Here is an 18785-nt window from a genome sequence, read left to right on the forward strand (position 1 = left end):
AGTATGAGTGAAGGCGGCGAATCGGGGATCCCAGAGGCTCGCGCACTCCAGTACGTGCCGATACGCAGACGAGCTTATCTTCCGTGTTCGGGATGGGTACGGGAGGCACCTCGTCGCTCTGGCCGCCGTAATGCCGATCAACGGACTCGAACCGTCGCTAAACCGTAATCGGTGGCCTCTGACCGTGTGTATGTGTAGTCCAGTTTGCGTCCGGACCCGTTCTCCGCGTCACGGATCCAATGCGATAATGTATGACTGTGTGGCTCGATCGATTAGTGCTCGCGGGCTCAACGCCTCGTTGCCTTGGCGCGTACACCCCGAGTCTATCGAACTCGTCTTCTACGAGTGATCTCAGTGGTATCTCTTTTCCAAGTGGGTTTCGAGCTTAGATGCGTTCAGCTCTTACCCCGTGGTGCGTCGCTGCCCGGCACGTGCCCTCTCGGACAGCCGGTACACGAGTGGCACCCATTCGTAGTTCCTCTCGTACTATACGAACGTTCTCGTCAGATACCGTAACACCCCCAATAGATAGCAGCCGACCTGTCTCACGACGGTCTAAACCCAGCTCACGACCTCCTTTAATAGGCGAACAACCTCACCCTTGCCTGCTTCTGCACAGGCAGGATGGAGGGAACCGACATCGAGGTAGCAAGCCACCCGGTCGATATGTGCTCTTGCGGGTGACGACTCTGTTATCCCTAAGGTAGCTTTTCTGTCAGCAATTGGCCGCATCAAGCAGCCTAATTGGTTCGCTAGACCACGCTTTCGCGTCAGCGTCCGTCGTTGTGCCGGACACTGTCAGACTTCCGTATGCTCTTGCGCTCTTTCCCGCGTCTCCGACGCGGGTGAGGAAATCTTGGGGCGCGCTCGATATCTTTTCAAGCGCGTACCGCCCCAGTCAAACTGCCCGGCTACCAGTGTCCTCCGCCAGGAGTGAGAGTCGCAGTCACCATCGGGTAGTATTTCAATGCTGGCTCGGTGAGCCGCTAGCGCGGCTACCTGTGTAATGCCTCCTACCTATGCTGCACAATGGCGACCACGTCTCAGTGACAGCCTGCAGTAAAGCTCTATAGGGTCTTCGCTTCCCCTTGGGGGTCTCCAGACTCCGCACTGGAACGTACAGTTCACCGGGCCCAACGTTGGGACAGTGGCGCTCTCGTTGATCCATTCATGCAAGCCGCTACTGAAGCGGCAAGGTACTACGCTACCTTAAGAGGGTCATAGTTACCCCCGCCGTTAACGGGTCCTTCGTCCCCTTGTAAGGGGTGTTCAGATACCCGCACTGGGCAGGATTCAGTGACCGTACGAGTCCTTACGGATTTGCGGTCACCTATGTTGTTACTAGACAGTCGGAGCGCCCGAGTCACTGCGACCTGCCTCTTTCCGAGGCAGGCATCCCTTATTGCGAACGTACGGGACTAACTTGCCGAATTCCCTAACGTCGGTTATTCCCGACAGACCTTGGCTTTCGCTGCCACGAGTACCTGTGTCGGATCTCGGTACGGACTGTGTGCTTGCCTTTTCACGGGCTCTAGGTTGACCTCTCTTTCGCTATCCAGCCATTCGATCGCTTCCTGCCATTACGGCTTCCACGATCTTCGACTGTTCGACCGGGCGAAAACCCGGTAGAGGCGGCCCCAAAGCGTCGGCTTTGAGTGCACACTGGCGTAGGAATATTAACCTACTTCCCTGTTGTCAGCTTCGACTTACGGGCTGACTTAGGACCGGCTAACCCTCAGCTGATCAGCATTGCTGAGGAACCCTTACTCGTTTGGCCGTCGAGGATCTCACCCGACTCACGCTGCTACTATGACCAGAATTTTCGTTACTGCACGGTCCACACGACCTCTCGGCCGTGCTTCCGCCCGAACAGTACGCCAACCTACAGGATCACTCCGTCAAGAGTGCCGCTAGGTCTCGGTGGTGGACTTGAGCCCCGATCATTTTGGGCGCCTCAAACCTCGGCCGGTAAGCTGTTACGCTTTTCTTAGAGGGTAGCTGCTTCTAAGCTCACCTCCCGGCTGTCTAGGGCTTGAGACCACCTTCGATCGCACTTAGTCCACACTTGGGGACCTTAACCCAGCTCTGGGTTGTCTCCCTCACGGTACACAGGCTTACCCCGCGCACCGGACTCCCTGCGTCAAACGACGTTCGTAGGTTCGGAGTTGGACAGGGGGGCACACTCCTCTCGGAGTGCGATCCCCCAATCCGTTGCTCTACCCCACGAACTATCTCGGCAGAGGTCATGCTTCGACATGTTTCGGTTGGAACCAGCTGTTTCCGGACTCGATGGGCCTTTCACCCCTAGACATAGGTCACGCGAGGGTATTGTAGGACACCAACGCTAGCAGGCCTCCACGTGGCTTTCGCCACGCTTCACCTTGCCCATGCCTAGATCGTCCGGTTTCGGGTCGTGCCCGATTGACTCCCCGCGCTTGAACACGGCGGCCCTTGTGCAAAGCACTGCGGCCATGTCGGTTTCCCTACGCCTTCCCCGATACTCGGGTTAGACTCGTCAATCAGGCACACTCTCTGGTTCGTTTTTCAAAACGTACGACGGAACACCGGCTTCCCGTGATGCTTACTACAGGTTCGCACCTGATTCATTACTCACAGGACCTTGTGTGCCCCGTCGCTCTATCGCCAACTGATTTCACGCCCTATTGCACCTCCCTTCTGGGGGTACTTTTCAGCGTTCGTTCACACTACTTGTTCGCTATCGGTCTTGAGGAGTGTTTAGTCTTCCCAGTCGATGCCTGGGATATTCACGAGGGATATCCAACCCCCGATACTCTGGAGCTGACTCGTCTCATACTCATCTACACTACGGGACTGTCACCCTGTCTCGTGCTCTATTCCAAGAGACTTCCTGTAGATCCTCTGAGAGTGTTAGTCAGTCCGAACACCACATTGCCCGAAGGCTTCGGTTTGGACTGTATCGCGTTCCTTCGCCAGTACTAACGACATCACATTACGTTTTCTTTTCCTGCCGATACTGAGATGTTTCAGTTCTCGGCGTTCCCCATTGCGCGAAGCAATTGCGGTGGGGATTCCCATTCGGAAATCCTGAGTTCTTTCCCTCCGTGCGGGTCCCTCAGGCTTATCGCAGCTTGGCACGTCCGTCTTCAGCTCTCAAGCCGAGCGATCCACCAGCTGGCACAGTAGCCACGTTCATCGGATCGGGATTACATCAAAGATGTAATCGTTAAGTGACCCGGGAACGGGTCCAGTGGACGCCTGGACTACACGTACACACAGTCTCATCTGCACGCCGGTAGACGGCCGGCCTGCATTGACCCTTCCCAGCCACACTTGCGCGGGCTGGTGCATCGGTTCTGCTTCGGATTCAATCCTCGGGTCGTCTCCCACTTAAGGGACACGATCCGTGATTTCCTCCGAGTCATGGACCCACAGGGATTCGAACCCTGGGCATCCTCCTTGCAAAGGAGGCACTCTACCACTGAGCTATGGGCCCACGTCCACCACTCGATGGTGGACACGAGGTGAGTGTTAGCCTTGGTAGTTCTGAGGTGCTCGATCGGCCTAACGGTGGGCGATCGAACGTGAACTGCGTGACGGAAAACCGTCACGGCTTCTGGGCTGGGGCGACGCCCCAGTCCCGGTCTGTGGAGGTGATCCAGCCGCAGATTCCCCTACGGCTACCTTGTTACGACTTAAGCCCCCTTGCGAAGCCCAGATTCGACCCCCGTACAGGGGCCTCATCCGGACCTCACTCGGGTGCTTTGACGGGCGGTGTGTGCAAGGAGCAGGGACGTATTCACCGCGCCCTTCTGAGGCGCGATTACTACCGAATCCAGCTTCATGAGGGCGAGTTTCAGCCCTCAATCCGAACTACGACCACGTTTCGGAGATTAGCGCCCCCTTTCGGGGTTGCATCCCACTGTCGTGGCCATTGTAGCCCGCGTGTCGCCCAGCACATTCGGGGCATACTGACCTACCGTTGCCCGTTCCTTCCTCCAGTTTGGCACTGGCAGTCCTCCTAATGTACCCAACCACCACAAGGGTGTTGCTGGCAATTAGGAGTGCGGGTCTCGCTCGTTGCCTGACTTAACAGGACGCCTCACGGTACGAGCTGACGGCGGCCATGCACCTCCTCTCAACGGCTCCAGTAAGCTCATCACACTGACCTTCACGGCACGTTGTCGATGCTGGTGAGATGTCCGGCGTTGAGTCCAATTAAACCGCAGGCTCCTCCGGTTGTAGTGCTCCCCCGCCAATTCCTTTAAGTTTCATCCTTGCGGACGTACTTCCCAGGCGGTCTGCTTCACGGCTTCCCTACGGCACAACACTGGCTCGTAGCCAGTGTCACACCTAGCAGACATCGTTTACAGCTCGGACTACCCGGGTATCTAATCCGGTTCGTGACCCGAGCTTTCGTCCCTCACCGTCGGATCCGTCCTTCCAGAGCGCTTTCGCCACCGGCGGTCCGTCCAGGATTACGGGATTTCACTCCTACCCCAGACGTACCCTCTGGATCTTCCGGTCCCAAGCCACACAGTTTCCACCGGACGCCTGCGCGTTAAGCACGCAGATTTCCCGATAGACTTGTGCGGCCAGCTACGGACGCTTTAGGCCCAATAATAGCGGTCATCACTCGTGCTGCCGGTATTACCGCGGCGGCTGGCACCGGTCTTGCCCAGCACTTATTCCACCACCACCTTACGGTGGTGAAAAGCGAGGACTATATGCCCTCGCACTCGGAGTCCCCTTATCGCACTCGCGTGCAGTGTAAAGGTTTCGCGCCTGCTGCGCCCCGTAGGGCCCGGTATCTTGTCTCAGATACCGTCTCCGGGCTCTTGCTCTCACAACCCGTACCGATTATCGGCACGGTGGGCCGTTACCCCACCGTCTACCTAATCGGCCGCAGCCACATCCTATGGCGCCTGAACGTTTCGCGCTCGCGCCACTTCCAGGCAGCGAGCGGTATTCCGCATTAGCCTCAGTTTCCCGAGGTTATTCGGATCCATAGGGTAGTTTGGCCACGTGTTACTGAGCTATCTGCTACGAGTCTAAACTCGTGCAACTAGCATGGCTAAATCGGACTCCAATAGCAATGACCTCCGGCAGGATCAACCGGAATGCTATCTAACTCCCAGCCCCAATGAGCTGGGAGGGCTAAATTTGGCGGTGAATGTCGTATCCAAGATACACACTCACACATGGGTCCACGTTCGATGTCCCCCAGATCGCCGACCGATCAAGCGACACCGAACTACCAAGGCTAACATCAAATCCCATCTATACGGCGGACCGCAGGGGTAGGATTCTCATTTCCTTCGGATCTACTCCTAAGCCATCCGGGGTACATAACCCCTTCGAACCGGAGTGATCCGATCCGACGAGACGTCAAGCGCCTCGCCGATCACGTTAGTATCCAAACGACCTCGTACATATAAGGGCGTCGGATCAAATCCACCGTCGGAAACCACATCCAACGGAGGGTTCCGCGTATACAGGAATAGACGACGACCACATATAAGGGCGTCGTCTCCGACGTCGATCGTCGAAGTGTATCACGGTGAATCCGAACACCCATCCGACGCTTCGGAGTGATCCGTATCGTCGAGACGAGGGCGGGATACTATACCTACCTCCGTGCCGGGAAACGGCCGGAGGGGACGCGACGAAGTACGCCACGTCGTTCGCATTACTTTCGAAAGTCGGGTGTACACATAAGGCCGTCGTCTCGAGTCGCGTCTGAGCCACGTTAGGCAGTGCCGTTAGGTAATCCGAAACAGTGTATCCGTATGGTATCGTTACTTGCGCTCAGGAGAGGTCTCGGTCGGGTTTTCGGGTGAAACGAGACTACGAATGAATCGAAAGCTTCCGACGAGAACCTCTCGAAGGACTGGTGCACCATCGTACAGCCAGAGCAATGCGGCACCAGAAGCCATCCCAATCTGGATCCACATGTACGTCGAGAGGTCGCCCGCGAGCAGTTCCGACTGATACTGAGAGAACAGTAGAAAGAACTGCTCGAGGAAGTTCCGACTGTGGCCGTGTGAGCCAGTTGTCTCGACGGGCCAATACATTAGTTCGGGTTGATAGACCCCTTCGCGGACGTACGCGTCGACGACATCGGACGGAAGGTGAAGGAGATACCCGAGACCGAACGCGAGCCCAGTCCGCGGGCGGCCGAGTGAATGCGCAACGATTCCGACGAAGAGAGACAGGGGCACCGCGAAAAAGATCGAGTGGCCAAGCGCGTACCCACTGTCGAAGATGCCGTACTCCCAGGCGAGTGGTTTATCGATGAGATCCGGGAGGACAGAAGCGAAGACGACGGCGAACGCCTCGAGTCCGCCGGGCGAATCGCGATAGACCGTGTGACAGAACAGCGAGTAGGCGAGATATCCAACGATAGCGTGTTCCCATGGCCACATACGTTGGGCGTACGGTGGACGATGGATAGTTATGGAGCGCCTGTATCCACTTTCGGTCGGGAACTCGTATTCGTTGTGGAGTTCAGGCGCACCTGGACCAGAACGGAGGTGTTGGCGCTCGACAGTGGCGGTTCGAGAGTCCGGAGAATCGTACGGGTCGAATATAGAGGACGGAAGATGGAGGTGGAAGCGTGAAGGTGCCAGCGTGCGAGAGTCGGCGACCGATACGATTTAGCGGCGAGCGAGCGATGGGTGAGACATGGACCGAGAAGGATTCGTCAGGCTCGCGATAATCGGGATCGGACTCGTCATCTTGAGCTTTTTCGTCCGCGGGTTCAGCCAGCTCGCGCTCGGTCGGGGTATCGCGGAGATGCTACAAGCACCGTTCGCGCTCGTTGGATTTTGCATCGTCGTCTATTTGTTCATCAGGGCGACACTCGACGCTGTCGGGATCTGGGAAGTCGAAAATCCGGACGCGTAACCGTTCACGAAGAGGATTCTGTATGACTCGCCTCGAGCGTGACGTCACCGGAAGGAAACCGTTTTTCGCACACCGACCGAACGCGTGGGTATGACAGCACTTGTGCGGTCACTTGCCGACCTCGGTCCGGCAGACCGTAATGCGTTTTTCGAGCGGGACGCCGGAATCGAGGCGATCAGCGGTGACGTGGAAGAGATCGTCTCTCGCGTGCACGAGGAAGGCGACGTTGCCGTCCGAGAGTTTACGAGTGAGTTCGACGACGTCGAACTCGGAAACATCGAAATCACTGACGCGTGCGAGCGCGCGTACGAAGACCTCGAGCCAGATCTTCGAGAGGCGATCGAAGCGGCCGCGAGTAACGTGAAAGCGTTCCACGAAACCCAGTTACCAGCGGACTGGCGAGAAGAGGCGAGTCCTGGTCGAGAGCTCGGGCGTCGGTTTCGACCGATCGACCGCGTTGGTGTCTACGTTCCAGGAGGATCAGCCGCGTATCCCTCAAGTGCGATCATGGGCGTCGTTCCGGCGGTCGTCGCCGGTGTCGAACACGTCGCGGTCGTCACGCCCCCAGCCGACGAACTCAATCCCGTGACGCTGGCAGCGATCCACGTCGCAGGCGCAGATGCAGTGTACAGCGTCGGTGGGGCGCAGGCAATCGCCGGTCTCGCTTACGGGACGGAATCCATCACGCGCGTACAGAAGATCGTTGGCCCGGGGAACAAGTGGGTCACGGCGGCAAAAGCCGTGGTACGCGGTGACGTCGAAATCGACTTCCTTGCGGGACCGAGCGAGGTCGTCGTCGTCGCAGACGAGACGGCAGATCCCGAACTCGTCGCCGCGGAACTGGTCGCACAGGCCGAACACGACCCGAACGCCTCCGTCGTCGCAGTCACAGCCGACGAAGACCTCGCTACTGCAATTCAGACTGCAGTCGAGGAGCAGGCCGACGCGCGTGAGCGCGGGGATGTAATTCGGGACGCCCTCGAGAACGACGCCAGTGGTATCCTCGTGGCCAGATCGATGAGCGAGGCGATTCTCTTTACCGAGGAGTACGCCCCCGAACACCTCTCGATTATGGCTGACGACGACGAGGCAGTCCTCGAGCGAATCGACAGCGCGGGGAGCGTCTTTCTCGGGCCGAACACGCCGGTCGCTGCAGGAGATTACGCGAGCGGGACGAACCACGTCCTCCCGACGAACGGCGGCGCGCGCGTGACGGGCGGGCTTTCGACCGAGACCTTCCTCCGGTCGACGACGGTCCAACGACTCTCTCGAGAGGGACTCACGGATATCAGCGAGACGGTTACGACCCTTGCAACGGCAGAAGGGCTCGAGGCTCACGCGGAGAGCGTCCGAAAGCGACTCGAGAAGTAAGCAAATCGGCTCGAGTGAAACGGGATGTGATTGTAACCTAGTTTTAGGGTCTTCGACGACGTAGGTAACTGCATAATGCCACGGCAGGAGTGTGAGAGCGAGCCAATGGTCGATCCAACCGACAGACGAGTGCTCGAGCGAAATTACGATTACGCACAGAAGAACGTGCGGCTCCTCTCGATGTGGTACGAGTGTGAGCCAAAACGAATGCTCGAGTTACTGGCCGAGTACGACATCGAACTGTCTCGAAACGATAAACGCCAGTTTGGTCCGTACTACCAGTCGGTACAGCAGTGGGCGAACACGTACGGCGAGTAACGGTCGAAACCGCCGATCGAGTGCTGTGCGTGTCGCGTCACGAATGGCGTCACAGTTAACATCGTTGCGACGGAAGGGATGCATATGAGCACGGACAGTATGGAAGGTGGCAACACGAAGACACACCCGGAGATCGAAGTAACGGAGATTGCGGCCGAACAGGCGCTGTCGCTGCTCGACAGTGAGGATCTCGACGCGACGGAAGCCGGACTTCGCCTCTTCGTCCAACAGGGCGGGTGTGCTGGCCTCTCCTACGGGATGCGCTTCGACGATTCACCGGACGACGACGATACGATCTACAACCATCACGACCTTCGGGTCTTCGTCGACCCGGCTAGCCTGAAATACATCGAGGGGAGCATCCTCGACTACGAAACTGGTCTTCAGGCAGAAGGGTTCCACGTCGAGAACCCGAACGTCGTCAGCGAGTGTGGCTGTGGAGAGTCGTTCCGAACGTAACGTCGGCGTCCGCCTCCCGTCCGTTCTTCAAGAGACGTTTTCGGCCCCGATTCTCGAGACGACGAGTGACTGCGCTCACGAAACGGAAGGAAACGGAGTGAGTGCTCACTCCTCGAGTCTGAACGCGACGGTCACTTCTGCTTGATACTCGCGGTCGTCCGCGCTCGCGACTTCGACGCCGAGTTCGTCGACTTCGACCCAGTGGACGTTCTCGAGCGTCTCTTCGGCGCGGGTGATCGCGTCGTCGGCCGCGTCGTCGAAGCTTTCGGTGCTGGTTCCGATCAGGGTGATTTTCTTGAAGACCATCGCCTGTCTTTGTACACCGTCCTCAGCCTTCAATATGTGGCTCGTGAGCGCAAGAGTCACGCTGTTCGCACAGTGCAATCGCCAAAGACAGTGTGGACTCGCGTGTGGATGCCGTGGCGATGCGTGAACGTTTTTGAGGGTTCCGCTCCCACTGGGTACCATGTCAGATGCTGACGAGGCGATAGACGTCGCGGAGATAGCTGAGTTGACACCACCGGATCGGACGCTGATGGGGCCAGGGCCGAGCGATGTCCACCCACGCGTGCTGCGAGCGATGAGCACGCCGCTCGTGGGCCACCTCGATCCCTCGTTCGTCGAGATCATGGACGAGGTGCAGGAACTCCTTCGCTACACGTTCAGAACCGACAATCAGTGGACGATCCCGGTTTCCGGAACCGGTTCCGCGGCCATGGAAGCTGCCATCGGGAACGTCGTCGAACCAGGAGACACCATGCTCGTACCGACGAACGGCTACTTCGGCGGGCGAATGGCGTCGATGGCGCGTCGCGCCGGCGGCGAGGTCGTCGAGGTCGACGCGCCGTGGGGCGAACCCCTCGAGCCTGCCGACGTTTCCGACGCGTTGGCAGCACACGACCCCGATGTCTTTGGTTTCGTTCACGCGGAGACGAGTACGGGCGTCCTCCAGCCTGACGTCCCCGAACTCACCGCGGCGGCCCACGATCACGACGCGCTCGTCATCGCCGACACCGTCACCTCGATCGGCGGCGTCGAGTTGCGGGTCGACGAGTGGGACATCGACGTGGCCTACGCGGGGCCACAGAAGTGTCTCTCCTGTCCACCCGGCGCGAGTCCGCTCACGCTCTCCGACGAGGCCATGGAGAAGGTCCTCTCGCGCGAGGAAGATCCGCGCTCGTGGTACCTCGATCTCTCCCTGCTCGAGGGCTACTGGGGGAACGAACGCGCGTACCACCACACGGCACCGATCACGAACGTCTACGCGATCCGCGAGGCGCTGCGACTTGTCGCCGAGGAAGGAATCGAACAGCGCTGGGCGCGCCACGAGCGACTCGCCGGCGCGTTGAAAGCGGGCGCAGAAGGAATGGGACTCGAGATGAACGCACCCGAGGAGTACTGGCTTCCGAGTCTCAACGCCGTCCGCGTTCCAGACGGAATCGACGACGGGGAGGTCTGTTCGGAACTCATCGACCGCTACGACCTCGAGGTTGCGGGTGGATTGGGAGACCTCGCCGGCGAAATCTTCCGCATCGGTTGTATGGGCCACTCCGCACGGCCGGAGAACGTCATCTACGTCGTGACGGCACTGGGTGACATCCTCGAGTCGATGGGAGCGGACGTCGATCCCGGTGCGGGCGTCTCTGCGACGCGAAACGCACTCGAGTAACGACGCGGTCGCTACTTTTCCGGACGGTGGGTTCTCGAAAAGAGGGTCGTGATCGGTTTATGCAGTCGCGCGTGGGCCCGGCGGGGCGCGTTCGACCTGATAGTCGTCGCCGTCGACGACAATGATGGCCCACTCGTATTCAGGGCTGCGACGCCGAAGTTCGGTCTCGAGTTCGTCTACGTCCTCTGGTTGTGCAACATAACAGTGGAACTGTCCGGATTCGTCTGACAGTTCTGCTGTCTCGAGGACGGTATTGACGTGGACGACCTTCCATTCGCGTTCGGCACGGAACGTCGGGCCGTTTCCTTCGACGCTGTATCCAAGTTCAGCGAATATCGACCTGGCCTGCTCGACGAGTCGCATGTTAACAGGACCCATTCGTATAGACAGTCGTTGGCATACACCATAAGTGTTGGTCCGACACGAGAACTCGGCTGTACGTTCGGATTGTCGATAGAATCAGCGAGTAGTGGTGATAAATCACGACGGAATCGGTCAATTTGGTGTGTGGACGTCACCGGCCCGTCGACAATGTGGGGCGACTTTCGCGGCGGCGAACTGACCACGAGAACTGGAGACGAGTATCGAGTGTCGAACACGGTCACTCGTGGGCGGCGTCCCACTCGGTCGGTTTGCGGAAGTTTCCACACTGGTTGCACTTAATTCGGCCCATCGAATCCATCGCGTTGTCGAAGCTCTCGCAGTTCGAACAGTACCAGCCGTATCGACTCTCAGCCGCTCGAGATTCGTAGGCCACGAGAAATGGCCCCTTCGAACCGCGATCGCCATCCGTCTGTGACACGTAGACGGTCGTTCCGTCGTCGGTGGACAGTGACTGCATGCACGCACCTACCGTCGCTCGGGGTAAATGACTGTCTGTCCGGTCGCGAAACTCGTTTCCAAAATGACCGTCCGCCAGGGCGTGACAATTGTGCACACCCGTGACTGTCCGCACTGAAAGGTTTACCCGGTGGCGAACCGTTCGGGTGAATAATGTCGCTGGTCGTGGTTCCCGTTCGGTATCCACTGTCGAAGCACTCGCGTCGAACGCTCGAGCGCGCAATCACCGTTGCGCGCGAGCGCGACGCGGCGTTGACGGTTCTCCACGTCGATCTCTATCAGAACGGGAAGAAAGTCACGAGAATCGATCTCAAGAACGCTGTCGAGCGCGAATTCGGGCGTCTCGAGAACGTACGCTACGTCGTGCGGACCGGGTTTTTGGTCGAGGAGAGCATTCTCGACGAGGTGGCAGCGGAGGAAGCGGACGCGGTCGTCATCGGCAGTCGACAGGCGAGTCGCCTTCGCCGGATTTTCCGCCGGTTCACCGACAATCCGAACATCGACCAATACCTTCGCACACACCTCGAGTGTGAGATTATCACCGTCGAGAGTGCGCGCGCCTGAGCGCTAAAGCGCGATTAGAAACCCGTCGACTCACGCTGTGGTTCCCGCATTCCGGACGACGAAAACTGGAATTTCTGCGTTATCGACGACGCGTTCGGACACGCTTCCGAGAGACGTTACCTTTTCTCGCGCACTCTTGCCGCGCGTTCCGATCACGATCAGGTCGATATCGTGATCGTCTGTATATTCGAGGATCGTTTTCGATGGCGTCCCCTTGTGAACGTCGCGTGCCGTCTCGAGACCGCGTTCTGTGGCGGCGTCTGTGACGGCAGTAACGGCTTCGCGACCTTCGTCCTCGAGTGAGCGCTCGAGGTCGGCCCCAGTTTCCTCGGTCGCCGCTGCGGTGATACGACTGTCGACGACGTACAGCGCGTGGACCGTTGCATCGTTGTCTTCGGCGATAGCAAGTCCGTGCTCGAGCGTTTCGTCGGTCGTTTCGCTCCCGTCCGTCGGAATGAGAATGTCGTCGTACATCGCTGTGCTAGTACGTGACTTCGTGACAAGACGGGATAAAAGACTACCACGATTTCGGCGGATGGAAAGTACAGACGGACTGATGGATTATTCGCTGTCGTCGTCTGAATTCCGTCGAGGACCCGGATTCGAGTCGTGGCTGCGAGCGTCGACTGGAACGCCGCTGTCCGATCGCGTCCGTTGGGTGTCCTCGACTATCGTCCGAGCGACGCCGCTGCTGTCGTCGAAGACGTGGTGACGGTGTGGGTACGCGAACTCGACGTCCAGATCCTCGAATCGATCGTAGACGGCCTTTTGGACGTCCGAGCGGGAGACGGTTTGCTTGTAGGGGTGTTTGATCCAGAAGCGAAGTTGCAGTGCGATCCCGTCTTCGGCGTACTCGTCGATCGTACACATCGGGGCAGCGCCGTATCTGGCGCTTCCGATTCGGATATCCGGCCCGCCGGAGATGACGGTGTCGACGGTCCGAGCAGCCCGTTCTGCCTGACGCCGTGCTTGCTCGAGGTCGCTCTCGTACGTAATTTCGAACGAGACGGAGATACGAGTTCGTTCGTCTTCGGCGGAGTAGTTGATGACGTCCCGTTCGTGGATTTCCGCGTTCGGGATAACGATGAACGTGTTCTCGACGGTGAAGATCTTGGTGTAGCGGATCGTGATATCTTCGACGAAGCCCTTGTGTTCCTCGTCGGTAATTTCGATCATATCTCCAATTTCGTAGGGCTGATCGGCGAGGATGAAGAAGCCGTTGATCAGACTGCCAACCAGCGGTGCGAGGACGACGGCAATGACTGCCGAAATGACGGTCACCGAGAGGAGGATCTCCGTATCGCCAACGCCGAGAATCCAGGCCGCAACGATGGTCGCGACGGCCAGAACCGAGATCCGAACGCCGCGAAGGACGGTTCGAGTAACGCTCGGTCGGTCGATTCGCCTGGCGATCGTTCGACCGGCGAGTTGGACGACGAGTTTCGAGAGATACCAGCCGAGGACGATGATACTGATCGCAAGTGCGAGTTGGACGGCCCACTCCGGCGGCCCGAGCGGCAGGCTTTGGTGCACGTACTCGGTTATCTCACGCTCCGTCATTCGAACCCCTCGCGCATGACAGCAAATCAGGGTCACAGTGGTTAAGCGTTCTGACTATCGCACTCCCGACGCTCCCGGGTATTGACGAAGGAGCGCCGAATCGTTCTCGAGACTACCTAATTTCGAAAAGAGGTGCTACTCAGAGTATAATAAATCATTTAGCCGTCGGGACCGTAGGCGTCGATATGGCTTCAGACGAACTTCGTTCGACCGTCGAGCAGGTCGGCGATCGGTTCAACCTCGGAGAATACGAGATCGATGCCTATCTCACCGTGTTAGAGCAGGGACAACTGACGGCAAGTGAAATCGCAGACCAAACCGACATTCCCCAGCCCCGCGTCTACGATACGGTCCGCAGTTTGAGCGACCGCGGGCTGGTCGAACTGCGCGAGTCTCGACCGATGAAGGTCGTCGCGATCGACCCGGAAGACGCCTTCGAGAACGTCCAGGACTCCCTCGAGGAGATGATCTCCGAACTCGAGGCACGCTACACGGCACCCGCACGCGATACGGAGGCGGTCTCCCTCGTCAAATCGCGCTCGACGATCCTTCGGTATCTCGAGGAGGTCATCGCCGACGCGGAGTTCGAACTCTCGGTGTCGCTGACGCCGGAGCTCCTCACGCGGTTCGAAGCGGACCTCAAGGAGGCCATCGACGACGGTGTGAGTGTCGATCTGATCGTTACGCCGGCGAAGGAAGCGCCCGATCCGGACGAGTTCGACTACCTCGAGGTAGCGACGACGGTTCGAGCGCGGCGCGGAATCACGACACCAGTCGTCGCGGTTGCAGACGGTAATTACTCGATGTACGCGACACAGGACGCCTTGCGTGACGATCAAGACCGTTACGGCGTCATCTTCAATCGGTCGGCGCTTGGCTTCCTGGTCTCGGGATTCTTCGGTACCGTTCTCTGGACGACCGCCGAAGAGACGCTCGCCGAGAACGGCGTCGCCGGCACCTATCCGCGCAAGTACGCCTCGATTCGCCGGTGTGTCAAAGACGTCCTCGACGAGGGTGGGGAGTTCTACGCGACCATCGACGGTCGCGACGTCGAAGTCGGCGGCCCACGCGTCGTTCGCGGTCGTATCCTCGACGTTTCCTTCGAGGTGAGCGAAGAAGTTGCGTCACTCACGCTCGAGACCGAAGACGGCGAAGAAGTCTCCGTCGGCGGTCGCGTCGCCGCGTTAGAGGACGTCGAGGCCCACGAAATTCACATCGGCCGCCACGAGCCACCGACGCTCGAGGACTAACACCGAACGCGACCCAAATCTGAACCGAAACCAGAACGTGAGACAACGTTCGTATCGTTTCTCGCTCCGAATTCACTGAAGAGGACTTCGTGAGTACTCAATTCCGCCGACGATCGCTCCAGAGCGGCCGTGTGCACCTCGGTCGGGTCTCTCGTTACTTCTCGAAGAGCGTAACGACGGATTACTCCGGTGATCGGTTCCTCTAGCTGTGGTAGGCATAATCATGCAAGCAGACTAATTAAGCACCGAAGCGCCGTGTATTGAGTTCGGATGGGAGACGAGACTGGCGGACGATTCCAGCGGGCTGGCGTGTCACGCCGGACGTTCGTACGAACCGCGTCAGTATCGACGGTGCTCACCACGACGGCGTTGGCCGGTTGTCTCGGACGTGGACGAGACGAAACGACCGTCGTCATGACCGGTGCGACTGATTTCGAGGAAATTCTCCACACGGAAGAGGGGGAACCCTCGGTCCAGCAAGCACTGTGGGACGCCGGACTCGACGAAAATATCACGGTCGAACTCCAGACGGTCGTCAGCGACTCGGTCCAGCGAATGCAAGAAGCCCAGGCGACGCTCCAAGCCGGCCGAGCACCCCCCGACATTCACATGATGGACAGCGGGTGGACGATTCCGTTTATCCTTCGCGGGCAGACGCGAAACCTGACCGACGCGCTTCCGGACGACGTCGTCGAGCGCATCGAATCCGAGTATCTCGAGGAGGCGCTCGAGACGACCCAGCACCCGGAAACGGGAGATATCCACGGCATTCCGCTGTTTCCCGATTTCGGCATGATGTTGTACCGCCAGGATCTCGTCGAGGACGCCGGCTACGACACGGAAGAGTGGGCCGCGGAGCCGCCGTCGTGGGAACTGTTCTCGGAAGCGGTCGCCGAGACGCAGTCCGAACACGACATCGACTTCGGCTACACCACGCAGGCGGCCGCATTCGAGGGACTGGCGTGTTGTTCGTTCAACGAGGTGATGACAACCTGGGGCGGTGGCTACTTCGGCGGCACGGAGAACCTCTTCGTCGCCGGTGAACGGCCCATTACCGTCACCGACGACGGCGTTCTGGATGCAATTCGGATGATGCGAGCGTTCATCCACGGCGAAGACGACGAGCACGCACTCGAGGGCTACCCCCAGATCAGCCCCTCGGCCATCGTTCAGTGGTCCGAAGAGGAGTCACTCGGGCCGTTCGCGGGAGGCGACGCCGTCGCCCACCGAAACTGGCCGTTTTCGATCGCCGAAACCGGCGACGACGAAGTGTTCGGCGAGGACCTCGGCGTGATGGCCCAACCGTACGCGGTCTCCGAAGACGACGCGGAGTACGAGGGCGTCGGTGGAACGGCCGCCGCACTTGGCGGGTGGCACCTCACGCTCAGTCCCTACACCGACCGCGAGGATCTCGCACTCGAGGTGCTCGAGGCCTTCACCCACGAGGAAGTCATGCTCACGATTTTCGAACTCCAGGGCTTCCTGCCGCCGAACATCGACCTCATCGAGGAGGCGGATCCGGACGAGATCGGCCCGATTGCACGGTACACCGACCAGCTCCAGTTAGCTGGAGAAAATGCGATTTCGCGGCCGGTCACCGACGTCTGGCCGGAACAATCGGCGCTCATCTTCCAGGAGGTCAACGCGGCCTATCGCGGCGCGAAATCGCCCGAGGAAGCGATGAACGATCTGGACGAGCGACTCGAGCGGAGCGAATCGGAGGTGGCCGAGCAACATGGCGACTGATACCGACGAGAACCCGTTGATTGGCGGAGAAGAAGGGCGGGAACGAGACCGAGACCGAAGCGGAAACGTCGTCGTCAACTGGATGGAGAATCTGAGCGAGGCCGCGTACGCCTACTTGCTGTTGATACCTGCGTTCGCGTTACTCACGTTGATCGCGTTCTACCCGCTCATTCAGACGTTCGTCATGTCGTTGCGCTCTGATGAGACGCGGGGTGCGGAGCCACTCGGCGGGTTTGTCGGCGTCGAGAACTACATCGACATACTCACCGGCAACGCCCGACTCGCCCGGCAGTTCCTCGACGTCACGGTCTCGACGTCGTTTCCGTTCGTCGAACTCGGCGTGCCGTTCCTGCAGCAAGCGTTGTTCGTGACGCTCGCGTTCGCCGTCATCAGCGTCATCGCCGAGACCCTTATTGGGTTCGGACAGGCGTACGTCCTCGATCAAGAGTTCCGAGGCCGACGGTGGGTTCGCGTCGCGATCATCCTCCCGTGGGCGGTGCCCATCGTGATTCAGGGGATGATCTTCTTCCTGTTGTTCCAACCCGAAGTCGGCTTCGGCAGCGATCTGATGCAGTGGCTCGGCCTCTTCGGGGCCGATCCGCTGGCTGATAGCCAGGATTCGTTCATCATCATCCTCATCGCGGACATCTGGAAGTCCTCGGCGTTCATGGCCCTGCTCATCCTCGCGGGCCTCCAGAGCGTCGACCGAAGCCTCTACGACGTCGCACGCGTCGCCGGTGCGTCGCCGTGGCAACGATTCAAGCGAATCACGCTGCCCCTCGTCATGCCAGCCCTGCTGGTCGCGATGTTGTTCCGAACGATGGACGCGATGCGCGTCTACGGACTCATCGAATCGACTGCCGGCTGTACGACCGTCCCCTCGCTGACCTGTCTCGTCGTCGAAGCGATGTTCGGCGGGACGCGAATCTTCGCGACGGCGGCCGCCATCGCGTTCGCGACGGCGCTCGTGATCGGCCTGATCATCTCGGTGTACGTGTTCTTCTTCCGCGACACGCAAGGAGGGCTCTACTGATGACGAACGATACCTCACCGACCGGCGGAGACGACCCGCTCGATCGCTCCTCAGACGACGTATCAGAGGAAACACGCGGGGCGGACCCGACTCAGACGACACCCCGGCGGATGACCGACGGCGGGAGTCCCGAATCACAACAGCCCGACGCACTGATGGGTGAAGACGACGCGGAACTCGACCGCGGACCGCTCGAGCGGTGGGTCGCGAGTTCCATCTCGAACCCGACGCGGGCGTACCGAGCGATGTTCTACACTGCCACGATTTTCTTCCTGTTCACGACGCTCTTTCCGTTCTACTGGCTGCTTATGGTCGCACTCACGCCGGAGGGACAACAACAGGATATCATCCTCACGCCAAACGGATTCAATCCCGGCGCGTTCGTCGAGGTCTTCCAGGTGCTGCCGTTTCACTGGTACATCTTCAACAGCTTCGTCATCGCGACGGCTTCGACAATCTTCGTCCTGATCGTCGCCAGCCTCGCGGGCTACGCCTTCGGCCGCCTCGAGTTCCCGGGCAAAGTGCCGCTCATGTTGCTCGTCTTAGTCATCTCCTTCTTCCCGCCAGCCGCGTTTTTCATTCCGCTCAACGAGTTGTTCAACACGCAATTTGTCGCCCTCGAGCCGATTACGGGCGACGGCTCGCTGTACAACACCCCCGGAGCGATGGTGTTGCCCCTCTCGGCGATCTTCATGCCGCTGGCGATTTTCATCCTGACGACGTTCTACAGCCAGATTCCCGACGGACTCGAGGACGCCGCCCGCGTCGAGGGGACGACTCGCCTCGGCGCGCTGTTTCGCGTCATCATCCCGCTGTCGGCCCCCGGCGTCGCGACCGCGGGCGTCCTCACGTTCATTGCCGTCTACAACGAGTTCTTCTTCTCGTTCCTGATGACCGACGGCCAACCGGAGAACTGGGCACCGATTCTCGAGGGTATCCTCGGCTATCAGGGCCAATACGAAGTGATGTACCACCTGATGGCTGCCTCGAGCATTATCGGCGTCATTCCGGTCGCGATCCTCGTGATCATCGCCCAGGAGAAGATCGTGAGCGGACTGACCGCCGGCGCGCTCAAGGAGTAACCAAGATA

Annotated in this window: 16 protein-coding genes, 1 tRNA gene and 3 rRNA genes; 10 read left to right on the plus strand and 10 right to left on the minus strand. The window is 59.4% G+C overall.

Annotated elements, in window-relative coordinates; genetic code table 11:
* Nucleotides 1-8: 8 nt before the first annotated feature.
* From rrf to BLW62_RS00025, 5 genes are all read right to left on the minus strand, one after another.
* Nucleotides 9-130 (minus strand): 5S ribosomal RNA (gene rrf / locus BLW62_RS00005).
* A gap of 124 nt (nucleotides 131-254) precedes the next feature.
* Nucleotides 255-3174: ribosomal RNA gene (locus tag BLW62_RS00010) — 23S ribosomal RNA — on the minus strand.
* Between the two features lie 229 nt (nucleotides 3175-3403).
* Nucleotides 3404-3475, minus strand: a tRNA-Ala gene (locus tag BLW62_RS00015).
* A 152-nt stretch (nucleotides 3476-3627) separates the two neighbouring features.
* Nucleotides 3628-5101: ribosomal RNA gene (locus tag BLW62_RS00020) — 16S ribosomal RNA — on the minus strand.
* Together the 16S, 23S and 5S rRNA genes with 1 tRNA gene alongside form the textbook arrangement of a ribosomal RNA operon.
* A 676-nt stretch (nucleotides 5102-5777) precedes the next feature.
* On the minus strand, nucleotides 5778-6404 hold the full coding sequence (locus BLW62_RS00025; RefSeq protein ID WP_090503133.1) for a metal-dependent hydrolase: 627 nt from the start codon (nucleotides 6402-6404) through the stop codon (nucleotides 5778-5780).
* Between the two features lie 259 nt (nucleotides 6405-6663).
* Between BLW62_RS00025 and BLW62_RS00030 the strand changes: the two genes are divergently transcribed.
* From BLW62_RS00030 to BLW62_RS00045, 4 genes are all read left to right on the plus strand, one after another.
* A complete protein-coding gene (locus BLW62_RS00030) occupies nucleotides 6664-6885 on the plus strand; it encodes a hypothetical protein (protein ID WP_090503137.1) in 222 nt (73 codons plus the stop codon).
* Between the two features lie 90 nt (nucleotides 6886-6975).
* Nucleotides 6976-8256 carry a histidinol dehydrogenase gene (gene hisD / locus BLW62_RS00035; protein WP_090503143.1) on the plus strand — a complete coding sequence of 427 codons (1281 nt, stop codon included), beginning with the start codon at nucleotides 6976-6978 and terminating at the stop codon, nucleotides 8254-8256.
* A 75-nt stretch (nucleotides 8257-8331) separates the two neighbouring features.
* Nucleotides 8332-8574, plus strand: a complete 243-nt coding sequence (locus BLW62_RS00040; RefSeq protein WP_394328147.1) for a hypothetical protein — start codon at nucleotides 8332-8334, stop codon at nucleotides 8572-8574.
* A gap of 84 nt (nucleotides 8575-8658) precedes the next feature.
* Nucleotides 8659-9033 (plus strand): HesB/IscA family protein, encoded by a 375-nt coding sequence (locus BLW62_RS00045; protein WP_090506357.1) that lies wholly within the window; start codon nucleotides 8659-8661, stop codon nucleotides 9031-9033.
* A gap of 105 nt (nucleotides 9034-9138) precedes the next feature.
* Here BLW62_RS00045 and BLW62_RS00050 read toward each other — a convergent pair whose 3' ends face one another.
* Entirely contained in the window at nucleotides 9139-9339 is a 201-nt protein-coding gene (locus BLW62_RS00050) for a dodecin (RefSeq protein WP_076580085.1), read from the minus strand.
* Between the two features lie 160 nt (nucleotides 9340-9499).
* On the opposite strand from BLW62_RS00050, the gene BLW62_RS00055 reads away from it, so the two are divergent.
* A complete protein-coding gene (locus BLW62_RS00055) occupies nucleotides 9500-10702 on the plus strand; it encodes a pyridoxal-phosphate-dependent aminotransferase family protein (RefSeq protein ID WP_090503147.1) in 1203 nt (400 codons plus the stop codon).
* 57 nt (nucleotides 10703-10759) lie between these two features.
* On the opposite strand, the gene BLW62_RS00060 is transcribed toward BLW62_RS00055, so the two are convergent.
* Together BLW62_RS00060 and BLW62_RS00065 are read right to left on the minus strand one after the other, a co-directional pair.
* Nucleotides 10760-11065 (minus strand): DUF7116 family protein, encoded by a 306-nt coding sequence (locus BLW62_RS00060; protein ID WP_090503150.1) that lies wholly within the window; start codon nucleotides 11063-11065, stop codon nucleotides 10760-10762.
* A gap of 238 nt (nucleotides 11066-11303) precedes the next feature.
* On the minus strand, nucleotides 11304-11543 hold the full coding sequence (locus BLW62_RS00065) for a DUF5816 domain-containing protein (RefSeq protein ID WP_090503154.1): 240 nt from the start codon (nucleotides 11541-11543) through the stop codon (nucleotides 11304-11306).
* A gap of 152 nt (nucleotides 11544-11695) precedes the next feature.
* Here BLW62_RS00065 and BLW62_RS00070 point away from each other — a divergent pair, with 152 nt between their 5' ends.
* Nucleotides 11696-12106, plus strand: coding sequence for a universal stress protein (locus tag BLW62_RS00070; RefSeq protein ID WP_090503160.1), 411 nt, complete (start codon nucleotides 11696-11698; stop codon nucleotides 12104-12106).
* Between the two features lie 30 nt (nucleotides 12107-12136).
* Here the strand turns inward: BLW62_RS00070 and BLW62_RS00075 are convergent, their stop codons facing one another.
* Both BLW62_RS00075 and BLW62_RS00080 read right to left on the minus strand, forming a co-directional pair.
* A complete protein-coding gene (locus BLW62_RS00075) occupies nucleotides 12137-12580 on the minus strand; it encodes a universal stress protein (protein ID WP_090503164.1) in 444 nt (147 codons plus the stop codon).
* Nucleotides 12581-12667: 87 nt separating this feature from the next.
* Entirely contained in the window at nucleotides 12668-13666 is a 999-nt protein-coding gene (locus BLW62_RS00080) for a mechanosensitive ion channel family protein (protein ID WP_090503167.1), read from the minus strand.
* Nucleotides 13667-13851: 185 nt separating this feature from the next.
* Between BLW62_RS00080 and trmB the strand changes: the two genes are divergently transcribed.
* From trmB to BLW62_RS00100, 4 genes are all read left to right on the plus strand, one after another.
* A complete protein-coding gene (trmB, locus tag BLW62_RS00085) occupies nucleotides 13852-14916 on the plus strand; it encodes an HTH-type sugar sensing transcriptional regulator TrmB (protein WP_090503172.1) in 1065 nt (354 codons plus the stop codon).
* Nucleotides 14917-15186: 270 nt separating this feature from the next.
* A complete protein-coding gene (locus BLW62_RS00090; protein ID WP_090503177.1) occupies nucleotides 15187-16662 on the plus strand; it encodes an extracellular solute-binding protein in 1476 nt (491 codons plus the stop codon).
* Nucleotides 16652-17695, plus strand: a complete 1044-nt coding sequence (locus BLW62_RS00095) for a carbohydrate ABC transporter permease (protein WP_090503181.1) — start codon at nucleotides 16652-16654, stop codon at nucleotides 17693-17695. Before BLW62_RS00090 ends, BLW62_RS00095 begins: the two co-directional genes overlap by 11 nt.
* Complete coding sequence (locus tag BLW62_RS00100) at nucleotides 17695-18777, plus strand: carbohydrate ABC transporter permease (RefSeq protein ID WP_394328148.1); 1083 nt, start codon at nucleotides 17695-17697, stop codon at nucleotides 18775-18777. The genes BLW62_RS00095 and BLW62_RS00100 overlap by 1 nt, the downstream gene beginning before the upstream one ends.
* The last annotated feature ends 8 nt before the right edge of the window (nucleotides 18778-18785 follow it).

The organism is Natronorubrum sediminis, from assembly GCF_900108095.1.
Lineage (GTDB): Archaea > Halobacteriota > Halobacteria > Halobacteriales > Natrialbaceae > Natronorubrum > Natronorubrum sediminis.